The following is a 16,061-nucleotide window of genomic DNA, read 5'->3' on the forward strand; positions in this document are numbered from 1 at the left end:
CGCTCGCGCCGACCTGCTCTTGAGCGTCGATCATGGCGGCGCGACGGCAGCCATATGACATCTTCAGCGCGATCAGCCAAGCTGAGGCGCCTCGTCGCATAGCAAAACCGGGCCTGATTCGGCTGCCGATCTTTTCGGCAGGCCGGCTGCGGCTCAGGCAGCGAGGCCGGCCGTCGCCGCTTTCGGCACGATGGCGCCGCGGTGGCGGATGACCACGGCGGCGAGGCGATGGCCAAGCAGGGCGGCCTCGCCGGGCTCGGCCCCCCTCAGCCGCCCGGCGAGATAGCCGGCGTTGAAGCTGTCGCCGGCCGCTGTCGTGTCGACGGGCTCGACCGGCGCCGGCACCGGCACGGCGGCGGCGAGGCCCACGCTGCGGATGCTGACGCCGGCGGGCCCGTTCTTGATCACGATCTCGGCGATGCCGTGCCCGGCGAGCCGGTCGAGCGTGGCGGCGGGATCGGCATCGCCCCACAGCGCCTGCTCGTCGTCGAAGGTCGGCAGCGCCAGATCGACATGCACGAGGAAGCGGGCGAACACGGCGCGGGCGCGGGCGAGGTCGCCCTTCCAGTTGCGGGGGCGGAAATTGCCGTCGAAGGCGATGCGCGCGCCGGCGGCCCGGGCGGCCGCGACGGACCGCTCGAAACGGTCGAGCCCGGCCGGACCATAGAGCGACAGGGTGATGCCGGAGAAGTAGACACAGCGCGCCCGCGCCATCGCCGCGACGAGGGCCTCCGCCGCGGGCAGCTCGAAGAGCTCGCGCGCCGGCGCCGTGTCGCGCCAGTAGAAGAAGCTGCGCTCGCCGCGGCCGTCGGTCTCGATGACGTAGAGGCCGGGCACGCGGCCGGGCAGGCGCGGCACGAGCGTGGTGTCGACCGCCTCCGCGGCGGCGAGGTCGAGGATGCCGCGGGAATAGGGGTCGTCCCCCAGCGCCGTCCCGTAGGCGGCGGCGAGGCCGAGGCGGGCGGCATAGGCGGCGGTGTTGAAGGTGTCGCCGCCATAGGCCAGCGAAAAGCGGCCGTCGGGCTGGCGCGACAGTTCCACCATGCATTCGCCCAAGGCGAGAAGGTCGGTCACGGGGGCGATGTCCAATCTTAAGGAGAAGGATAGCGCGCGGCTAGGTCGGCGATGCGCTCGCCGTTGAGGCGCACGGTGCAGATCAGCTTGGCCTCGAAGGCGGCGACGCGGTTCTTCAGGGCGCTGGTCGAGCCGGCCTGGCCCTCGAAGGGCGCGACGTCCTGGCACTCGGCATTGCGGAAGCGCAGCCAGTCGGCCTGGCTGTCGGAGAGCGCGTTCTTCCAGCGAGCGCGCTGGCTGTCGAACACGCCGGACCGCGTCCCGATCGAGGCGAGCGCCGCGTCGACTGCGGCCTGCAGGCTGCGCTCGGATTGCTTGACCGCCTCGGTGAGGCAGTTGGTGAGCGCCGGGCCCTTGAGCGCCTCGGGATCGCAGCCGCCGACCGGCGCGGCGAGGGCGGGCAGCGGCAGGCCGAGGACGAAGGCGAGCAGCAGGGTGCGGAACCCCTCTCCTGTCCGGGAGAGGGGCAGGGGTGAGGGCCTGAACGCCTGCACAATTGAGCGGGAGCCGTTGCCGAAGCCGAGGGGCCGTCCGCCATGCATCTGGCCTGCTCCGTCTAGACCCTCACCCCTGCCCCTCTCCCGGACGGGAGGGAGCCCGAGGTCGGGCCGCGGCGGCAGAACCTCGCCCGCGGCCATCACGCCGCCTTGCGGCTGACGAGGAAATCGCCCATGCGCTCCAGCGCCCTGGCGATGTTCTCGGCCGAATTGGCGTAGGAGAGGCGGATATAGCCCTCGCCGTGCACGCCGAAATCCGGCCCGCCGATGGTGGCGACGCCCGCCTCCTCCAGGAGGGCCGAGGCGAGCGCCTTGGCCTTCCAGCCGGTGCGGCCGATATTGGGGAAGGCGTAGAAGGCGCCCCTGGGGGTGGCGGAGCTGACGCCGGGCAGGCGGTTCAGCCCCTCGACCACCAGGCGCCGGCGCTTGTCGAACTCGGCGACCATGGCGTGGACAGCGTCCTGCGGCCCGGTGAGCGCGGCCAGGCCGGCCCATTGCGCGGCGGCGTTGACGCAGGAATAGGAGTTGACCGCGAGCTTGCGCGCCGCCTCGCCCAGCACCTTCGGCCAGATCGAGAAGCCCATGCGCCAGCCGGTCATGGCATAGGTCTTGGACCAGCCGTCGAGCAGGATCAGCCGGTCGCGGATCTCGGGATAAGCCATGAGCGAGGCATGCGCCAGGCCGTCATAGGTCATCTGGCCGTAGATCTCGTCGGAGAGGATCGCGACGTCCGGATGCGCCGCCAGCCCCGCGACCAGGGCGTCGATCTCGGCCTTGGGGGTGACGCCGCCGGTCGGGTTGGCCGGCGAGTTGAGGATCAGAAGGCGGGTGCGCGGCGTGATCAGCGACAGCGTCTCGGCGGCGGAGAAGGCGAAGCCGTTCTCCTCGCGGATCGGCACCGGCACCGGAGTGGCGCCGGTGAACTCGATCATCGAGCGGTAGATGGGAAAGCCGGGGTCGGGATAGAGGATCTCGGCGCCGGGCTCGCCGAACATCAGGATGGCCATGAACATGGTCACCTTGCCGCCCGGCACGACGATCACCTCGTCCGGCGACACCGCCGCGCCGGTGCGCCTTTCGACGTCGGCCGCCACAGCCTCGCGCAGCGGCAGGACGCCGGTGGCCGGGGTGTAGCCGTGATGCCCGTCCCGGAGCGCCTTCACCGCCGCCTCGACGATGTGGGGCGGTGTGGGGAAGTCCGGCTGGCCGATGCCCAGATTGATGATGTCGCGTCCCTGGCGGGCGAGGTCCGTGGCACGGGCAAGCACGGCAAAGGCGTTCTCCTCGCCGATGCGGGAAAAGGCAGGGACGACGTGGAAGGGCATGGGGCGTTTCCGACAGGCTGCGACGTGGACTGTTGTTGCCCCTCAGGCTATGCGCTGGCGCGCCCGGGATCAAACGGGATGTCGGCGGCCTTATTCCTTGCGAATGGTCCGACAAAAGTGATAGTCCAGTCCGACGCCCGTTCGGGCGATCGGCGAGAAGCATTGCGGGAGAAGACGATGACTGGGCAGGCGCAGGATGGGGGCAGGAAGCTCAGGTCCCAGGCCTGGTTCGACAACCCCGACAATCCCGGCATGACGGCGCTCTACATGGAGCGCTACCTCAATTTCGGCCTGACGCGCAAGGAGCTGCAGTCGGGCAAGCCGATCATCGGCATCGCCCAGACCGGCTCGGACCTGTCGCCCTGCAACCGCCACCACCTCGTCCTGGCGCAGCGCGTGCGCGAGGGCATCCGCGAGGCCGGCGGCATCGCCATGGAATTTCCGGTCCATCCGATCCAGGAGACCGGCAAGCGCCCGGGCGCGGCGCTCGACCGCAACCTCGCCTATCTCGGCCTGGTCGAGCTGCTCTACGGCTATCCCCTCGACGGCGTGGTGCTGACCATCGGCTGCGACAAGACCACGCCGGCCTGCCTGATGGCGGCGGCGACCGTCAACATCCCGGCGATCGCCCTGTCCGTGGGCCCGATGCTGAACGGCTGGTGGAAGGGCGAGCGCACCGGCTCGGGCACCGTCGTCTGGAAGCAGCGCGAGCGCCTGGCCGCGGGCGAGATCGACTATGAGCAGTTCATGGAGATCGTGGCCTCCTCGGCGCCCTCGACCGGCTATTGCAACACCATGGGCACGGCGACGACGATGAACTCGCTGGCCGAGGCGCTCGGCATGCAGCTGCCCGGCTCGGCCGCCATTCCCGCGCCCTATCGCGAGCGCCAGCAGATCGCCTACGAGACCGGCAAGCGCGCGGTGGCGATGGTGTGGGAGGACCTGAAGCCTTCCGACATCATGACCCGCGAGGCCTTCGAGAACGTCATCGTCGTCAACTCGGCGATCGGCGGCTCCACCAACGCGCCGATCCACATCAACGCCATCGCCCGCCATATCGGCGTGCCGCTGGAGGTCGACGACTGGCAGGAGATCGGCCACAAGGTGCCGCTCCTGGTCAACCTGCAGCCGGCCGGCCAATATCTCGGCGAGGACTACCAGCATGCCGGCGGCGTGCCGGCCGTGGTCAACGAGCTGATGAAGCACGGCCTCATCCGGGAAAACGCCCTGACGGTGAACGGCAAGTCGATCGGCGAGAATTGCCGGGGCGCAGAGATCGAGCTGCCGGACGTGATCCGCACCTTCGATACCGCCCTGGTGCAGGATGCCGGCTTCATCGTGCTGCGCGGCAACCTGTTCGATTCGGCGATCATGAAGACCAGCGTGATCTCCAAGGAGTTCCACGACCGCTATCTCGCCGATCCCAAGAGCCCCAACGCCTTCGAGGGCCGGGCCATCGTGTTCGAGGGGCCGGAGGACTACCATCACCGCATCGACGATCCCGCCCTGGCGATCGACGAGCACTGCCTGCTGTTCATCCGCGGCGCCGGGCCGATCGGCTATCCCGGCGCGGCGGAGGTGGTGAACATGCAGCCGCCGGCGGCGCTGATCAAGCGTGGCATCCACTCGCTGCCCTGCATCGGCGACGGCCGCCAGTCCGGCACGTCCGGCTCGCCCTCGATCCTCAACGCCTCGCCCGAGGCGGCGGCCGGCGGCGGCCTCGCCCTGCTCAGGACGGGTGATCGCGTGCGCATCGACCTCAACAAGGGCGAGGCCAACATCCTGATCTCCGATGCCGAGCTCGCCACGCGCCGGGCGGAGCTGGAGCGGCAGGGCGGCTATCACTTCCCGCCGAGCCAGACGCCGTGGCAGGACATCCAGCGCTCGATGGTCGACCAGCTCGCCCAGGGCATGGTGCTGAAGCCCGCGGTCAAGTACCAGAAGGTGGCGCAGACCTACGGCGTGCCGCGCGACAACCATTGACGCCGCCCTGGCCGCGTGTTTCCAGCGGCCTCGACAACGTCCTGTTGCAATCCTAAGTTAAGCTTCCCCAAGGAGAATTCCGGCCGAAGCGTCCGGAGTTCGTCGTGAGGTCGCGCTGCTCGCCGGCCCGGGCCCTTGGGGTCCGGCATGCGGACGGCGGCGACGCCGGCCGGGATGGGCGGGCGGCAGCATGGCTGCACCCGTGACATCTCCCGGCGCTTGGGTGGAGGGATGGTCCGATGGGGGCAGAGCGCCGGTTGGCGACGTTGGCCTTGGCGATGGCGGTCATCGGCATCGTCGGCGGCCCGGTGGCCTCGCGCGACGAAAGCGGCCTGTGGGACGTGATCCTGCACGGCGGCCGGCCGGTGCCGCCGGTGGCCGCTCCTGCGCCGCGGCGCCCGGCCCGGCCCGTCTCGATCCGGCGTTCGCCGGCGCTCGAGAGCGCTTCGGCCGCGGTCGGCCTGCAGCGCACCTACTGCGTGCGCACCTGCGACGGCTATTATTTCGCCATCGGCTTCGTGCGCAACAAGGCCCAGCTGGCGAGCCACGAGAGCATGTGCGCCTCGGCCTGCGGCGATGCGCCGATGAAGCTGTTCTCGGCGCCGATGGAGTCGGGACCGGACGTCAACAAGGTCAGCGGCGCGACGCCGGCCATCGAGCGGGCCACCGACGGAGACGGCGGCCTCTACACCGCCATGCCGACCGCCTATGCCTTCCGCCATGCCGGCGATGCCGCCTGCGCCTGCAAGAGCACGGCGAACGGCCTGCCGCAGATCCCGATCAGCGTCGACCCGACGCTGCGCAACGGCGACATCGTCGTTACCCAGGACGGCCTCAAGGTGTTCCGCGGCAGCGCCGACGGTCCGCACGCCGACCGGGACTTCGTCAGCGTCGCCGGCGCCAAGGCGCTGCCCAGCGAGGTGCGCCGGCAGATGCTGGTGCTGGAGGGCCGGATCGCGCAATAGAGGCCGTCATCGCCCATGGTGGCGCCACTGACGCGCTTTTGATCCGGACACGCTCTCGACATCATCGCGTCCCAATCCTAGTAAGATCCGCGCGGTTCGGCGTGCTTCGGGGACGGGTGCTGATGAGGGCGGGACGTCGGCTGGCGACGTTGGTACTGGCGATGGCGACCCTGGCGGGCGGGGCCGGCCTGTCGAGCGCCGAGGCCGGCTTCCTGGATTTCCTGTTCGGCACCCCCAAGCCGGTGGCGCCGCCGGCTCCGGTGCCGATGCAGCAGCGCCCGCGCACGGCCGCGCCCAAGCGTCCGCTTCAGGCGGCCTCGCCGGCGATCGGCGAGCAGCGCACCTACTGCGTGCGCACCTGCGACGGCTATTACTTCGCCATCGGTTTCGTGCGCAACAAGGCGCAGCTCGCCAGCCACCAGGCCATGTGCGCCTCCTCCTGCGGCGACGCGCCGATGAAGCTGTTCACCGCGCCGATGGATGCCGGGCCCGACGCCAACAAGGTCAGCGGCCCGAAGCCGGCGATCGAGCGCGCCGCCGACGAGACCGGCACGCTCTATCCCGCGATGCCCAACGCCTACGCCTTCCGCGACGCGGAGACGGCGGCCTGTGCCTGCAAGAGCACGGCGAGCGGCCTGCCGCAGATCCCGATCAGCATCGATCCGACCCTGCGCAACGGCGACATCGTCGTGTCCCAGGACGGGCTGAAAGTGTTCCGTGGCGGCTCGAACGGCCCACACCAGAGCGAGGACTTCGTCAGCGTCGCCGGCGCCAAGGACTTGCCCAGCGTGGTGCGCCAGCAGATGCTGTCGCTGGAAGGGCGAATCGCGCAATAGGCGCTGCCCGCGGGAATGGTCATGGATCTCTCCGACTGGCGCGGCGTGCCCCGGCCGCAGCGAATCGTGCTCGACGGCCTCTATGCCCGGCTGGAGCCGCTCGATCCGGCGCGGCACGGCGATTCGCTCTACGAGTCCGCGCGCGCGGAGGGCGCCGACGCACGCTTTCGCTACCTGCCCGACCTGCCGCCGCAGGAGCGGCCCGGCTTCGACGCCTGGCTGGCGAAGGCGGCGGCCAACGAGGACCTGCTGTTCTCCGCCGTGGTCGACAAGGCGAGCGGCCGGGCCGAGGGTCGTCAGGCGCTGATGCGCATCGACGCGGCCAACGGCGTCGTCGAGATCGGCAACATCCTGTGGGGGCCGGCGATCGCCCGCTCCCGCGTGGCGACGGAAGCGCTGATGCTCGCCGCCCGCTACGTCTTCGAGGAGCTCGGCTATCGCCGCTTCGAATGGAAGTGCAACGATGCCAACGAGCCGTCGAAGCGGGCGGCGCTGCGCTTCGGCTTCCGGTTCGAGGGCGTGTTCCGCCAGCACATGGTGGTGAAGGGGGCGAACCGCGACACCGCCTGGTTTGCCATGCTCGACGGCGAGTGGCCGGCGCTGCGCGCCGCCTATGGCGCCTGGCTCGATCCCGCCAATTTCGACGCGGCCGGCCAGCAGAAGACCCGCCTCGGGACGCGGCCGTGACCGCAGCGCAGGTGGTGCTGCGGCCGGCGACCAAGGCCGACCTGCCGGCGCTCGCCCTTCTGCAGGAGGCGGCCTATGCGCCGATGACGGCGCGGCTCGGCCGCCGCCCGATGCCGGTGGGCGCCGATTTCGCGGCGCTGCTCGACGCGATGGATATCCGCGTCGCGGGGGAAGGCGAAGCGCTCGACGCCGCCCTGATCCTCGACTGGAAGGCTGACCATCTGGTGATCTGGAGCATCGCCGTGTCGCCGGTGCTGAAGGGCCGGCGCATCGGCTCGGCGCTGCTCGACGCCGCCGAGGCGGCCGCAGCCGGACGGGGCCTCGCCCTGGTGCGGCTGTGGACCAACGCGCTGTTCACCGAGAACCTCGCCTGGTACCAGCGGCGCGGCTACGGCATCGACCGTGTCGAGGAGCTGCCGGACCGGCGTGTGGTGCACCTGTCGCGACAACTTACCCGAGAGCATTGAGTTGGCTGGATGTCTGCTCGAGGCGTCACCGAGAATGGAGTAGCTTCCAGGTGGATAACGGGTGGTAAGGCTTCAGGGCTTATGGCTGAACGCCAGTCTAGCTTGCCAATGGATCGCTTGATTGATGCCGGCTACTGCTGAGCTGGCGGTTTCTCTGGGGCGTCGGTGCAATCCTCGACTGTCGATACGGAAAGAACAAAGCCATCGGAAGTCCTAAGAATTTGCTGTAACTGACCCCGATTGTCGATAAATGAGCGAACTATATTGGCACTGCAGGCATAATTTTTGCCGTATGCAGTAATAGCTTTTGATAGATCATCGAGTGTCTCACCCTTTTCACCGATCATTGTACTTACTTCGTCTTTTGTGTAATGCCAGACGCCCACAATAGTAAGAAGGCGTCCGGTTGCAGAGACTGTATCTATTGTCATGGATGCGCTCATCTGCATCGGCAACTGTGGTGCCAGCGATTTCTGAAGAGCGCGCGCGAATTCACAAGCGTTCATGCTTGCATCTTTCGAAAGACAATCGTCCTGATCGTCCGCACTGGCTGGCGTGCTGCAGAATAGGATCAAAATCGGAAGAAGATATTTCATTCGATGATTCGCCCCGGAGCTCCCTGCGCCTACAGAAAGAATTCGTATTCCCGCACCGAGAGCTCGTCGAGGAATTCCTCGTGCAGGCCGTGCAGGAGATGGGCGTAGGTTTCGAGATAGCGCTTGGGCATGTAGTCCTTCAGCGTCCGGGCCGCGGCCAGGCGCCGGGCGGCCTCGTAGACGTCGCCGGGCAGGCTCTCGTCCTTCTTGTGGCCGGCATGCTTGCCGACGACCGGGGCGTCCGGCTCGAGCCCGGCGCGGATGCCGTGATGCATGCCGGCGAGGATGGCGGCGAGGACGAGATAGGGATTGGCGTCGGCGCCGGCGACGCGGTGCTCGATGCGCCGGCCGGCGCCCTTGTCGGTCGGCACCCGGAAGGCGACGGTGCGGTTGTCCTCGCCCCATTTGCGGTTGACCGGCGCGAACAGGCCGCCGAAGCGGCGGAAGGCGTTGCGGTTCGGTGCGAAGAAGCCGAGCGCCTCGGGCAGGGTCCTCTGCAGGCCGGCCACCGCGGCGCGCAGGCGCGCCTCGCCGGCGGCGAGATCGGCGAAGACATTGTCGCCATGCGCATCCGCCAGGCTGACATGCACGTGCAGGCCGGAGCCGGCATCCTCGGCATAGGGCTTGGGCATGAAGGTGGCGTCCCAGCCCATGGCCCGCGACACGCCGCGGATCAGGCGCTTGAGCAGCACCGCCTGGTCGCCGGCGCGCAGCGCATCGGCCTGATGGTGCAGGTTGACCTCGAACTGGCCGACGCCCATCTCGGCGATGACCGCGCCCATCGGCACGCCCTGCGCCCTGGCCGCATCGTCCAGCGCCGCCGACCAGTCCGCCACCTCCTCCAGCGTCGATACCGCCAGGTTGGTGGGATAGCCGAGCGGGCGGCCGGTGCGCTTGATCACCGGCGGCCGGATGCGCCCGTCCGCGGCGCGCGCGCCGTCGATCAGGAAGAACTCGAACTCGCAGGCGACCACGGGGTGGAAGCCGTCCGCCGCGAGCTTGCCCAGCACGCCCTTCAGGATCTGGCGCGGGTCGGTCCACAGGGGCTCGCCGGTGGCGGACATGGCGAGGTCGAGCATCACCTGCGCCGTCGGCTGCGCCGCCCAGGGCATCGGCTTGAGCGAGCCGGGAATGGGGCGCCCCCTGGCGTCGGGGTCGCCGTCGTCCCAGCCGACGCCGCCCGAGCCGTAGCCGAGATGCCGGCCGTCGAGCACATAGGGGGCCGCCGAGAACCCCATGCCGCTGCGATAGAGCGCGTCGATCTCGGCGATCGGCAGGCGCTTGCCGAAGCCGAAGCCGGTGAGGTCGGGGGTGAAGGCCTCGACGAAGCGGATCCCGGGATGGGCGGCAAGGAAGGCGGCGACTTCGGGGTGGCGGTCCGGCGCGGTGTCGGCGGGCATGCAGGGCTCTCGTGAGGGGCGCGACAGGAGACGCGACAGCCCCCCGTGCCGTCAAGCCGCGCCCGATGGCCTTGCCCGCCGCCGGTGAAAGCTTTATCGCTGGCGGAACTAACATGTCAGCGGTGGGAGCGACTCGATGGCAGGGCGTCTCAAGGGCAAGACGGCGTTTCTCACCGCGGCGGCGCAGGGCATCGGCCGGGCGACCGCCGAGGCCTTCGTGCGCGAGGGGGCCCGCGTCATCGCCACCGACAAGGCGCTGGACAAGCTGGAGGGCCTCGCCGGCGCCGAGCTCCATGCCCTCGACGTCCTGTCGACCCCGGCGGTGGAAGCGCTGGCGGCTGCGGTCGGGCCGGTCGACATCCTGTTCAACTGCGCCGGCTTCGTGCATCACGGCACGGTGCTGGACTGCTCGGAGGCGGACTGGGACTTCTCCTTCGACCTCAACGTCAAGGCCATGCATCGCACCATCCGCGCCTTCGTGCCGGGCATGCTGGAGCGGGGCGCCGGCTCGATCGTCAACATCGCCTCCGGGGCGTCCTCGGTGCGCGGCCTGCCCAACCGCTATGCCTACGGCGCCTCCAAGGCAGCGGTGATCGGCCTGACCAAGGCGGTGGCGGCGGACTTCATCCGGCGTGGCATCCGCTGCAACGCCATCTGCCCCGGCACGATCGAGAGCCCGTCGCTGGACGGGCGCATCGCCGAGCAGGCGCGCCAGACCGGCAAGAGCCTCGACGAGATCCGTCAGGCCTTCATCGACCGCCAGCCGATGGGCCGGCTCGGCACGCCCGAGGAGATCGCGGCGCTGGCGCTCTATCTCGCTTCGGACGAGAGCTCCTACACCACGGGCCAGATTCATCTGGCCGACGGCGGCTTCGCCCTCTGAGGCGCGAGCCGCGATCCTCTTGCAAGGAACGATATCATGCATCTTCTCGTCATCGGCGCGGCCGGCATGGTCGGCCGCAAGTTCATCGAAAAGCTGGCGACGACCGGCGCGCTCGGCGGCAAGGCCATCGCCAAGGCGACGCTGACCGACGTGGTCGCGCCCTCGGCGCCGGCCGGCGCGCCCTTCGCCTGCGCGTGCTCTGCCAACGACCTCTCCGCCCCCGGCGTCGCCGAGACGCTGGTCGCCGGCCGGCCGGACACGATCGTGCATCTCGCCGCCATCGTCTCGGGCGAGGCGGAGGCGGATTTCGAGAAGGGCTACCGCATCAACCTCGACGGCACGCAGCGCCTGTTCGAGGCGATCCGCGCCGTCGGCGACGGCTACAGGCCGCGCCTGGTGTTCACCTCCTCGATCGCGGTGTTCGGCGCGCCCTTCCCGGACAAGATCGGCGACACCTTCTTCCACACCCCGCTCACCTCCTACGGCACGCAGAAGGCGATCGGCGAGCTCCTGCTGGCGGACTATTCGCGCCGCGGCTTCTTCGATGGGGTCGCCATCCGCCTGCCCACCATCGTGGTGCGGCCGGGCAAGCCGAACAAGGCCGCCTCCGGCTTCTTCTCCGGCATCCTGCGCGAGCCGCTGGCCGGCCAGGAGGCGATCCTCCCCGTCGCCGACGACGTGCGCCACTGGGTGGCCAGCCCGCGGGCGGCGGTGCATTTCCTCGAGCACGCGGCGGGGCTCGACACCGACGGGCTGGGCGCGCGGCGCAACCTGACCATGCCGGGCCTGTCGGTCACCGTCGGCGAGATGATCGCGGCGCTCGGCCGCGTCGCCGGGCCGAAGGCGGTGTCGCTGATCCGCCGCGAGCCCGATCCGGTGATCGTCAAGATCGTCGCGGGCTGGCCGCGCAACTTCGATCCCGAGCGCGCCCTGTCGCTCGGCTTCAAGGCCGAGCCCGACATGGACACGATCATCCGGGCCCATATCGAGGACGAGCTGGGCGGCAAGATCGGCGGCTGAGCTGCGCGCCGGGGTAGCCGGACAGCACCCATCGGATTGAAAAGCACGGCCGTTTGCGATACGTTGTATCTCAAGCCAAGGAGGGTATGGCTGTGGCAACCACGTCGATGGTCCACGTGCGCGTGGACGAGGCCGTGAAGGAGAAGGCGGCGGAAACCCTGGCGGCGATGGGGCTCTCCATCTCCGACGCGGTTCGCATGCTGTTGATCCGCACGGCCTCGGAAAAGGCTCTGCCGTTCGACGTCCGTGTCCCGAACGCCGAGACGGCTGCGGCCATTGCCGAGCTGGAGGAGGGCGGGGGCAAGCGTTCCAGGGATGCCGATGCGCTCTTCAAGGACCTCGGTCTTTGAATGTTGGCGGCCGTCCGCTCCGGCGCCTTCCGACGCGATGTCAAGCGCGCGGAGAAGCGGGCAAGGACATGGCCAAGCTGCGCGCCTTGCTTTTGCTCCTGCTGAGGCAGGAGCCTCTGCCGGACGCCTATAAGGATCACCCGCTCAAGGGCGAATGGCAGGGCTATCGCGACGTGCATATCGAGCCCGACTGGCTGCTGATCTACAGGATAGCCGAGGGAGAACTGCGTCTTGCTCGGACCGGTACCCACGCCGACCTCTTCGGCAGCTGACTTTCCGACAGGCTCATGCCGCCGGCGCCATCTTACGCCGGAGGGGCTTCCGGCTGCGCAGCGGACCGGCTAGACAAGGCTTCCCGCCCTTCGTTCTCCTCGCGTGAAACCATGCCGCAATTGCCCGATCTCGTGCTGCCCCGGCCGATGCTGCCCCACACGGTGGCGACGCTCGAGCGCTTCTTCACCGCGCACCGGCTCTGGGAAGCGGCGGATGCCGGTGCCGTCCTGGCCCGGCTGGCGCCCTCCTGCCGCTTCGCCGCCATGGGCTCGCACGCCGTGGGCGACGCCGCCTTCATGGACCGGCTGCCGAAGCTGGAGATCATTGCCAATTTCGGCGTCGGCTACGACACCATCGATGCCGGGGAAGCGGCCCGGCGCGGCATCCTCGTCACCAACACGCCCGACGTGCTCAACGAAGAAGTGGCGGACACGGCGCTGGCGCTGCTGCTCGCTACGGTGAAGGAGCTGCCGCAGGCGGACCGCTACCTGCGCGCCGGCCAGTGGCCGCAGGCGCCCTATCGGCTGACGCCGGCGACGCTGCGCGGGCGCAAGCTCGGCATTGCCGGGCTCGGGCGCATCGGCAAGGCGATCGCCCGGCGGGCCGAGGCCTTCGGCCTGCCGATCGCCTATTGGGGCCGCAAGCCGCAGGAGGACGTGCCCTATGCCTACCATGCCAGCCTGAAGGGCCTGGCGCAGGCGGTCGACACGCTGCTGCTGATCCTGCCGGGCGGGGCGGAGACCCGCAGCATCGTCGACGCGCAGGTGCTGGAGGCGCTCGGTCCGGACGGCATCCTGATCAACGTGGCGCGGGGATCGGTGGTGGACGAGGCGGCGCTGATCGAGGCGCTGCGCGGCGGCACCATCCTCGCCGCCGGCCTCGACGTCTTCGCCGACGAGCCGCACGTGCCGCAGGCGCTGATCGAGCTGCCGAACGTGGTGCTGCTGCCGCATGTCGGCTCGGCCACCGAGCATACGCGCCGGGCGATGGGCCAGCTCGTGGTCGACAACCTCGTGTCCTGGCTCGAGGGCAACGGGCCGGTCACGCCGGTGGCGGAGACGCCCTGGCCGCGGACCTGAGCGTGCCGACAGGCGTGACGGACGCCGCGAAGCCTTCTATCGTCAGACAAACCGCATGAGGGAGCGACCATGACCAAGGAACGCATCGGCTTCGTCGGCGTCGGGCTGATGGGCCACGGCATGGCAGGCAATATCGTCGACAAGGGCTTTCCACTGACCGTGGTCGGCCATCGCAACCGCGAGCCGGTGGAGGACCTCCTGGCGCGCGGCGCCGCCGAGGCCCATAGCGGCCGGGAGCTGGCGGAGAGGAGCGACATCGTCGTGCTCTGCGTCACCGGCTCGCCGCAGGTCGAGGCGGTGATCAACGGGCCGGAGGGCCTGGCCGCGGCCGGCAAGCCGCTGCTGATCTGCGACAGCTCCACCTCCGATCCCTCGGTGACCATCCGCCTGGCGGCCGAGCTCGCACCCAAGGGCATCACGCTGATCGACACACCGCTCGGCCGCACGCCGAAGGACGCGGCGGCCGGCACGCTCGACGTCATGGTCGGCGGCGCGCCGGAGGTGGTGGCGCGGGCGCGCCCGGTGCTGGAGGCCTTCGCCGGCCGTGTCATCCCGACCGGGCCGGTCGGCAGCGGCCACACCATGAAGCTGCTCAACAACTTCCTGTCGATGGGCTATGCCGCGCTCTATGCCGAGGCCCTGACCCTCGGCGTCAAGGCCGGGCTGACGCCGAAGACCTTCGACAGCGTCATCCGCGGCGGGCGCATGGATTGCGGCTTCTACCAGACCTTCTTCCAATGGGTGCTGGAGCGCGATCCCAACGCCCACAAGTTCACGCTCAGCAATGCCCTGAAGGACATGACCTATCTTGCCGGCTTCGCCAATGCGACGAGCACGGCCAATCCGATGGGCGCGGCGGTGCGCAATTCCTATGCCCTGGCCGCCGGCGCCGGGCGGGCGCAGGACTATGTGCCGATGCTGTCCGACGTGGTTGCCGAGCTGAACGGGGTATCGCTCACCGGAAACTAAGGCGTGGCCTGCCGGCGGGATCTGCTTCGCCGGCTGAGGGCACACGCCAGGCGGGCAGGCCGCCTTGGGCGATCGATGAGGCGCGGTGAGAGCATGATCGCTTCGAATTGAATCGATCACACTCTCTATCTCATTGTTTTTACGTATTTTCTTGGTGCGAACCGAGTGCCGGTTCGCTTGACAATGCTCTAGGCGTCGTCCGCCTCGGCGTCCTCGGCACCGTCCTCGTCTTCCTCCATCTCGGCGCCGAGAGCGTTGCGCAGGCCCTTCTCGACCCGCTTGAGCAGCTTGCGCAGCCGGCGCCGGTCCTTGCCGTCGAGATGCGCCGTCGCCTCGTCCTCGATGTCGACGGAGAGGGCCTCGATCGCCTGCGCCTTGCGGCGCCCCTCGGCAGTAAGGGCGACGCGCACGACCCGGGCATCGCCTTCCGAGCCCTTGCGCTCGATCAGCCCCGCGGCGGAGAGGCGCGCGATGGTCTTGGAAGCGGTGGGCGGGCGCACGCGCAGGACGTCGGCGAGCTCGCTCATCGACATGGCCTCGCGCCCGGCCAACGCTTCCAGCACCTGTTCCTGGCCGGGGAAAAGTTCGAGCGCCTCCAGCAGCTTGGCCGTTCGGGCACGATGCAGGCGCGTCACATGGATCAGCTGGTAGCCGATCGTCTTCGAGGCCGGATGCCGCATCGGTGCTCCGCCGGCTGATCAAGGGAATAGCCGGCTGACCATGGCGACAGCTTTTGTCATTGTCCAGGGATTGTCCGGGGAGGGGTCTCAAAAAGACCGCATTTCCCGAGCGATGCGGTCGAGGAAGGCGGCGCGCGAGGCGAGCGTCGAGCGGTTCATGTCGTAATGGGCGAGGTAGCGCAGCCGTGCCAGGCGCCCGGCCGCGCCGCGCAGCACGCGCGTGACGATTCGGCGCGGAGGATCGCCGACCAGCCAGGCATTGAACCTGGCGCTGCCATAGGTGGTCACGGCCGCGAGCCGGCTGATATTGTCGAGCGCGGCCTGCGTCCTGCCCTCGACCATGCGGAACGAGACGCCGGGCAGGAACACCCGGTCGAAATAGCCCTTGAGGATGGCGGGAAAGCCGAAATTCCAGATCGGGCAGACGATCACCAGGGCCTCGGCCCGTTGCAGCCGATCAACGTAGCCGGCTACGGATTCGCGGTTATGGGAGAGGTCGTGATAGCCGCGCCGCTCCTGCGCCGAGAGGATCGGCTGGAACCCCTCGGCATAGAGATCGCAATCGTCGACCTCGTCGCCCCGCGCCCTCAGCGTCTCGACGACGCGGCGGTGCAGCGCTGCGCCGTAGGAGTCCTCGCAGGGATGCGCGAAGAGGACGAGGACGCGCATCACGCCTTCATTTCGATCTCGATGAAGGCCATGCGGCCGGCGCCGGCGTTGAACACGTTGTGCTCGACGCCGGCCGGCCGGGAATAGCTGACGCCGGCGCTGAGCGGCGTCAGCCGCTCGCCCTCGGCATCGACGAGGCGCAGCACGCCGTCGACCAGCGGCACCACGGCATAGGGAAACTCGTGGCGGTGCCAGCCGGTCTCGCTGCCCGGCGCGAAATCGTAGCGCGTGATGCGCACGCGCTCGTCGTCGACCTGCTGGGTGGCCACCGCCAGATTCGAACCGCCTTCGCAATTGATGCACATGGC

Annotated in this window: 18 protein-coding genes and 1 pseudogene; 11 read left to right on the plus strand and 8 right to left on the minus strand. The window is 69.3% G+C overall.

Annotation, left to right across the window (positions count from 1 at the left end):
• Positions 1–153: 153 nt before the first annotated feature.
• From QO011_RS20545 to QO011_RS20555, 3 genes are all read right to left on the minus strand, one after another.
• The gene (locus QO011_RS20545) at positions 154–1,074 is read right to left on the minus strand and encodes a sugar kinase (RefSeq protein ID WP_307275731.1); all 921 of its coding nucleotides are present in this window, start codon (positions 1,072–1,074) and stop codon (positions 154–156) included.
• Between the two features lie 17 nt (positions 1,075–1,091).
• On the minus strand, positions 1,092–1,616 hold the full coding sequence (locus QO011_RS20550; RefSeq protein WP_307275734.1) for a lysozyme inhibitor LprI family protein: 525 nt from the start codon (positions 1,614–1,616) through the stop codon (positions 1,092–1,094).
• Positions 1,617–1,711: 95 nt separating this feature from the next.
• Positions 1,712–2,896 carry a pyridoxal phosphate-dependent aminotransferase gene (locus tag QO011_RS20555; protein ID WP_307275735.1) on the minus strand — a complete coding sequence of 395 codons (1,185 nt, stop codon included), beginning with the start codon at positions 2,894–2,896 and terminating at the stop codon, positions 1,712–1,714.
• 177 nt (positions 2,897–3,073) lie between these two features.
• Here QO011_RS20555 and QO011_RS20560 point away from each other — a divergent pair, with 177 nt between their 5' ends.
• The 5 genes from QO011_RS20560 (at position 3,074) to QO011_RS20580 (ending at position 7,834) form a co-directional block, all read left to right on the plus strand.
• Entirely contained in the window at positions 3,074–4,879 is a 1,806-nt protein-coding gene (locus tag QO011_RS20560; RefSeq protein WP_307275738.1) for an IlvD/Edd family dehydratase, read from the plus strand.
• A 278-nt stretch (positions 4,880–5,157) separates the two neighbouring features.
• Positions 5,158–5,844, plus strand: a complete 687-nt coding sequence (locus tag QO011_RS20565) for a DUF2865 domain-containing protein (protein ID WP_307276473.1) — start codon at positions 5,158–5,160, stop codon at positions 5,842–5,844.
• Between the two features lie 122 nt (positions 5,845–5,966).
• The gene (locus QO011_RS20570; RefSeq protein WP_307275740.1) at positions 5,967–6,680 is read left to right on the plus strand and encodes a DUF2865 domain-containing protein; all 714 of its coding nucleotides are present in this window, start codon (positions 5,967–5,969) and stop codon (positions 6,678–6,680) included.
• A gap of 21 nt (positions 6,681–6,701) precedes the next feature.
• Positions 6,702–7,367 carry a GNAT family N-acetyltransferase gene (locus QO011_RS20575; RefSeq protein ID WP_307275741.1) on the plus strand — a complete coding sequence of 222 codons (666 nt, stop codon included), beginning with the start codon at positions 6,702–6,704 and terminating at the stop codon, positions 7,365–7,367.
• On the plus strand, positions 7,364–7,834 hold the full coding sequence (locus QO011_RS20580) for a GNAT family N-acetyltransferase (protein WP_307275745.1): 471 nt from the start codon (positions 7,364–7,366) through the stop codon (positions 7,832–7,834). The genes QO011_RS20575 and QO011_RS20580 overlap by 4 nt, the downstream gene beginning before the upstream one ends.
• A gap of 131 nt (positions 7,835–7,965) precedes the next feature.
• Here the strand turns inward: QO011_RS20580 and QO011_RS20585 are convergent, their stop codons facing one another.
• Both QO011_RS20585 and QO011_RS20590 read right to left on the minus strand, forming a co-directional pair.
• Positions 7,966–8,430: a hypothetical protein gene (locus tag QO011_RS20585; RefSeq protein WP_307275747.1), complete on the minus strand. Its 465-nt coding sequence runs from the start codon at positions 8,428–8,430 to the stop codon at positions 7,966–7,968.
• A gap of 29 nt (positions 8,431–8,459) precedes the next feature.
• The gene (locus QO011_RS20590; protein ID WP_307275749.1) at positions 8,460–9,830 is read right to left on the minus strand and encodes a glutamine synthetase family protein; all 1,371 of its coding nucleotides are present in this window, start codon (positions 9,828–9,830) and stop codon (positions 8,460–8,462) included.
• A gap of 136 nt (positions 9,831–9,966) precedes the next feature.
• Here QO011_RS20590 and QO011_RS20595 point away from each other — a divergent pair, with 136 nt between their 5' ends.
• The 6 genes and pseudogenes from QO011_RS20595 to QO011_RS20620 all read left to right on the plus strand — a co-directional run.
• Positions 9,967–10,713 (plus strand): SDR family oxidoreductase, encoded by a 747-nt coding sequence (locus QO011_RS20595; protein ID WP_307275750.1) that lies wholly within the window; start codon positions 9,967–9,969, stop codon positions 10,711–10,713.
• 36 nt (positions 10,714–10,749) lie between these two features.
• Positions 10,750–11,733, plus strand: a complete 984-nt coding sequence (denD, locus tag QO011_RS20600; protein ID WP_307275751.1) for a D-erythronate dehydrogenase — start codon at positions 10,750–10,752, stop codon at positions 11,731–11,733.
• Between the two features lie 86 nt (positions 11,734–11,819).
• Positions 11,820–12,083: a type II toxin-antitoxin system RelB/DinJ family antitoxin gene (locus QO011_RS20605; protein ID WP_307275753.1), complete on the plus strand. Its 264-nt coding sequence runs from the start codon at positions 11,820–11,822 to the stop codon at positions 12,081–12,083.
• Between the two features lie 68 nt (positions 12,084–12,151).
• Positions 12,152–12,355, plus strand: coding sequence for a type II toxin-antitoxin system YafQ family toxin (locus QO011_RS20610; RefSeq protein WP_442358307.1), 204 nt, complete (start codon positions 12,152–12,154; stop codon positions 12,353–12,355).
• 111 nt (positions 12,356–12,466) lie between these two features.
• On the plus strand, positions 12,467–13,435 hold the full coding sequence (locus tag QO011_RS20615; protein ID WP_307275755.1) for a 2-hydroxyacid dehydrogenase: 969 nt from the start codon (positions 12,467–12,469) through the stop codon (positions 13,433–13,435).
• A gap of 60 nt (positions 13,436–13,495) precedes the next feature.
• Positions 13,496–14,404: pseudogene (locus QO011_RS20620) on the plus strand (NAD(P)-dependent oxidoreductase); the annotation flags it as partial.
• Between the two features lie 188 nt (positions 14,405–14,592).
• Here QO011_RS20620 and QO011_RS20625 read toward each other — a convergent pair.
• The 3 genes from QO011_RS20625 to QO011_RS20635 form a co-directional block, all read right to left on the minus strand.
• Positions 14,593–15,084: a MarR family winged helix-turn-helix transcriptional regulator gene (locus QO011_RS20625; RefSeq protein ID WP_307275759.1), complete on the minus strand. Its 492-nt coding sequence runs from the start codon at positions 15,082–15,084 to the stop codon at positions 14,593–14,595.
• Between the two features lie 87 nt (positions 15,085–15,171).
• Entirely contained in the window at positions 15,172–15,753 is a 582-nt protein-coding gene (locus QO011_RS20630) for an NAD(P)H-dependent oxidoreductase (RefSeq protein ID WP_307275760.1), read from the minus strand.
• Positions 15,753–16,058 (minus strand): cupin domain-containing protein, encoded by a 306-nt coding sequence (locus QO011_RS20635; protein WP_307275762.1) that lies wholly within the window; start codon positions 16,056–16,058, stop codon positions 15,753–15,755. The genes QO011_RS20630 and QO011_RS20635 overlap by 1 nt, the downstream gene beginning before the upstream one ends.
• Positions 16,059–16,061: the final 3 nt, after the last annotated feature.

The sequence above is a fragment of the Labrys wisconsinensis genome (assembly GCF_030814995.1).
Taxonomy (GTDB): domain Bacteria; phylum Pseudomonadota; class Alphaproteobacteria; order Rhizobiales; family Labraceae; genus Labrys; species Labrys wisconsinensis.

Excerpts from the sequence above, each read along its gene's own strand:
- QO011_RS20560 (WP_307275738.1), top strand. The coding sequence starts at position 3,074 with ATGACTGGGCAGGCGCAGGATGGGGGCAGGAAGCTCAGGTCCCAGGCC.
- QO011_RS20570 (WP_307275740.1), top strand. The coding sequence starts at position 5,967 with ATGAGGGCGGGACGTCGGCTGGCGACGTTGGTACTGGCGATGGCGACC.
- QO011_RS20595 (WP_307275750.1), top strand. The coding sequence starts at position 9,967 with ATGGCAGGGCGTCTCAAGGGCAAGACGGCGTTTCTCACCGCGGCGGCG.
- QO011_RS20610 (WP_442358307.1), top strand. The coding sequence starts at position 12,152 with ATGGCCAAGCTGCGCGCCTTGCTTTTGCTCCTGCTGAGGCAGGAGCCT.
- QO011_RS20605 (WP_307275753.1), top strand. The coding sequence starts at position 11,820 with ATGGCTGTGGCAACCACGTCGATGGTCCACGTGCGCGTGGACGAGGCC.
- QO011_RS20630 (WP_307275760.1), bottom strand. The coding sequence starts at position 15,753 with ATGCGCGTCCTCGTCCTCTTCGCGCATCCCTGCGAGGACTCCTACGGC.
- QO011_RS20590 (WP_307275749.1), bottom strand. The coding sequence starts at position 9,830 with ATGCCCGCCGACACCGCGCCGGACCGCCACCCCGAAGTCGCCGCCTTC.
- QO011_RS20555 (WP_307275735.1), bottom strand. The coding sequence starts at position 2,896 with ATGCCCTTCCACGTCGTCCCTGCCTTTTCCCGCATCGGCGAGGAGAAC.
- QO011_RS20635 (WP_307275762.1), bottom strand. The coding sequence starts at position 16,058 with ATGTGCATCAATTGCGAAGGCGGTTCGAATCTGGCGGTGGCCACCCAG.
- QO011_RS20585 (WP_307275747.1), bottom strand. The coding sequence starts at position 8,430 with ATGAAATATCTTCTTCCGATTTTGATCCTATTCTGCAGCACGCCAGCC.
- QO011_RS20625 (WP_307275759.1), bottom strand. The coding sequence starts at position 15,084 with ATGCGGCATCCGGCCTCGAAGACGATCGGCTACCAGCTGATCCATGTG.
- denD (WP_307275751.1), top strand. The coding sequence starts at position 10,750 with ATGCATCTTCTCGTCATCGGCGCGGCCGGCATGGTCGGCCGCAAGTTC.
- QO011_RS20615 (WP_307275755.1), top strand. The coding sequence starts at position 12,467 with ATGCCGCAATTGCCCGATCTCGTGCTGCCCCGGCCGATGCTGCCCCAC.
- QO011_RS20550 (WP_307275734.1), bottom strand. The coding sequence starts at position 1,616 with ATGCATGGCGGACGGCCCCTCGGCTTCGGCAACGGCTCCCGCTCAATT.
- QO011_RS20575 (WP_307275741.1), top strand. The coding sequence starts at position 6,702 with ATGGATCTCTCCGACTGGCGCGGCGTGCCCCGGCCGCAGCGAATCGTG.
- QO011_RS20565 (WP_307276473.1), top strand. The coding sequence starts at position 5,158 with ATGGCGGTCATCGGCATCGTCGGCGGCCCGGTGGCCTCGCGCGACGAA.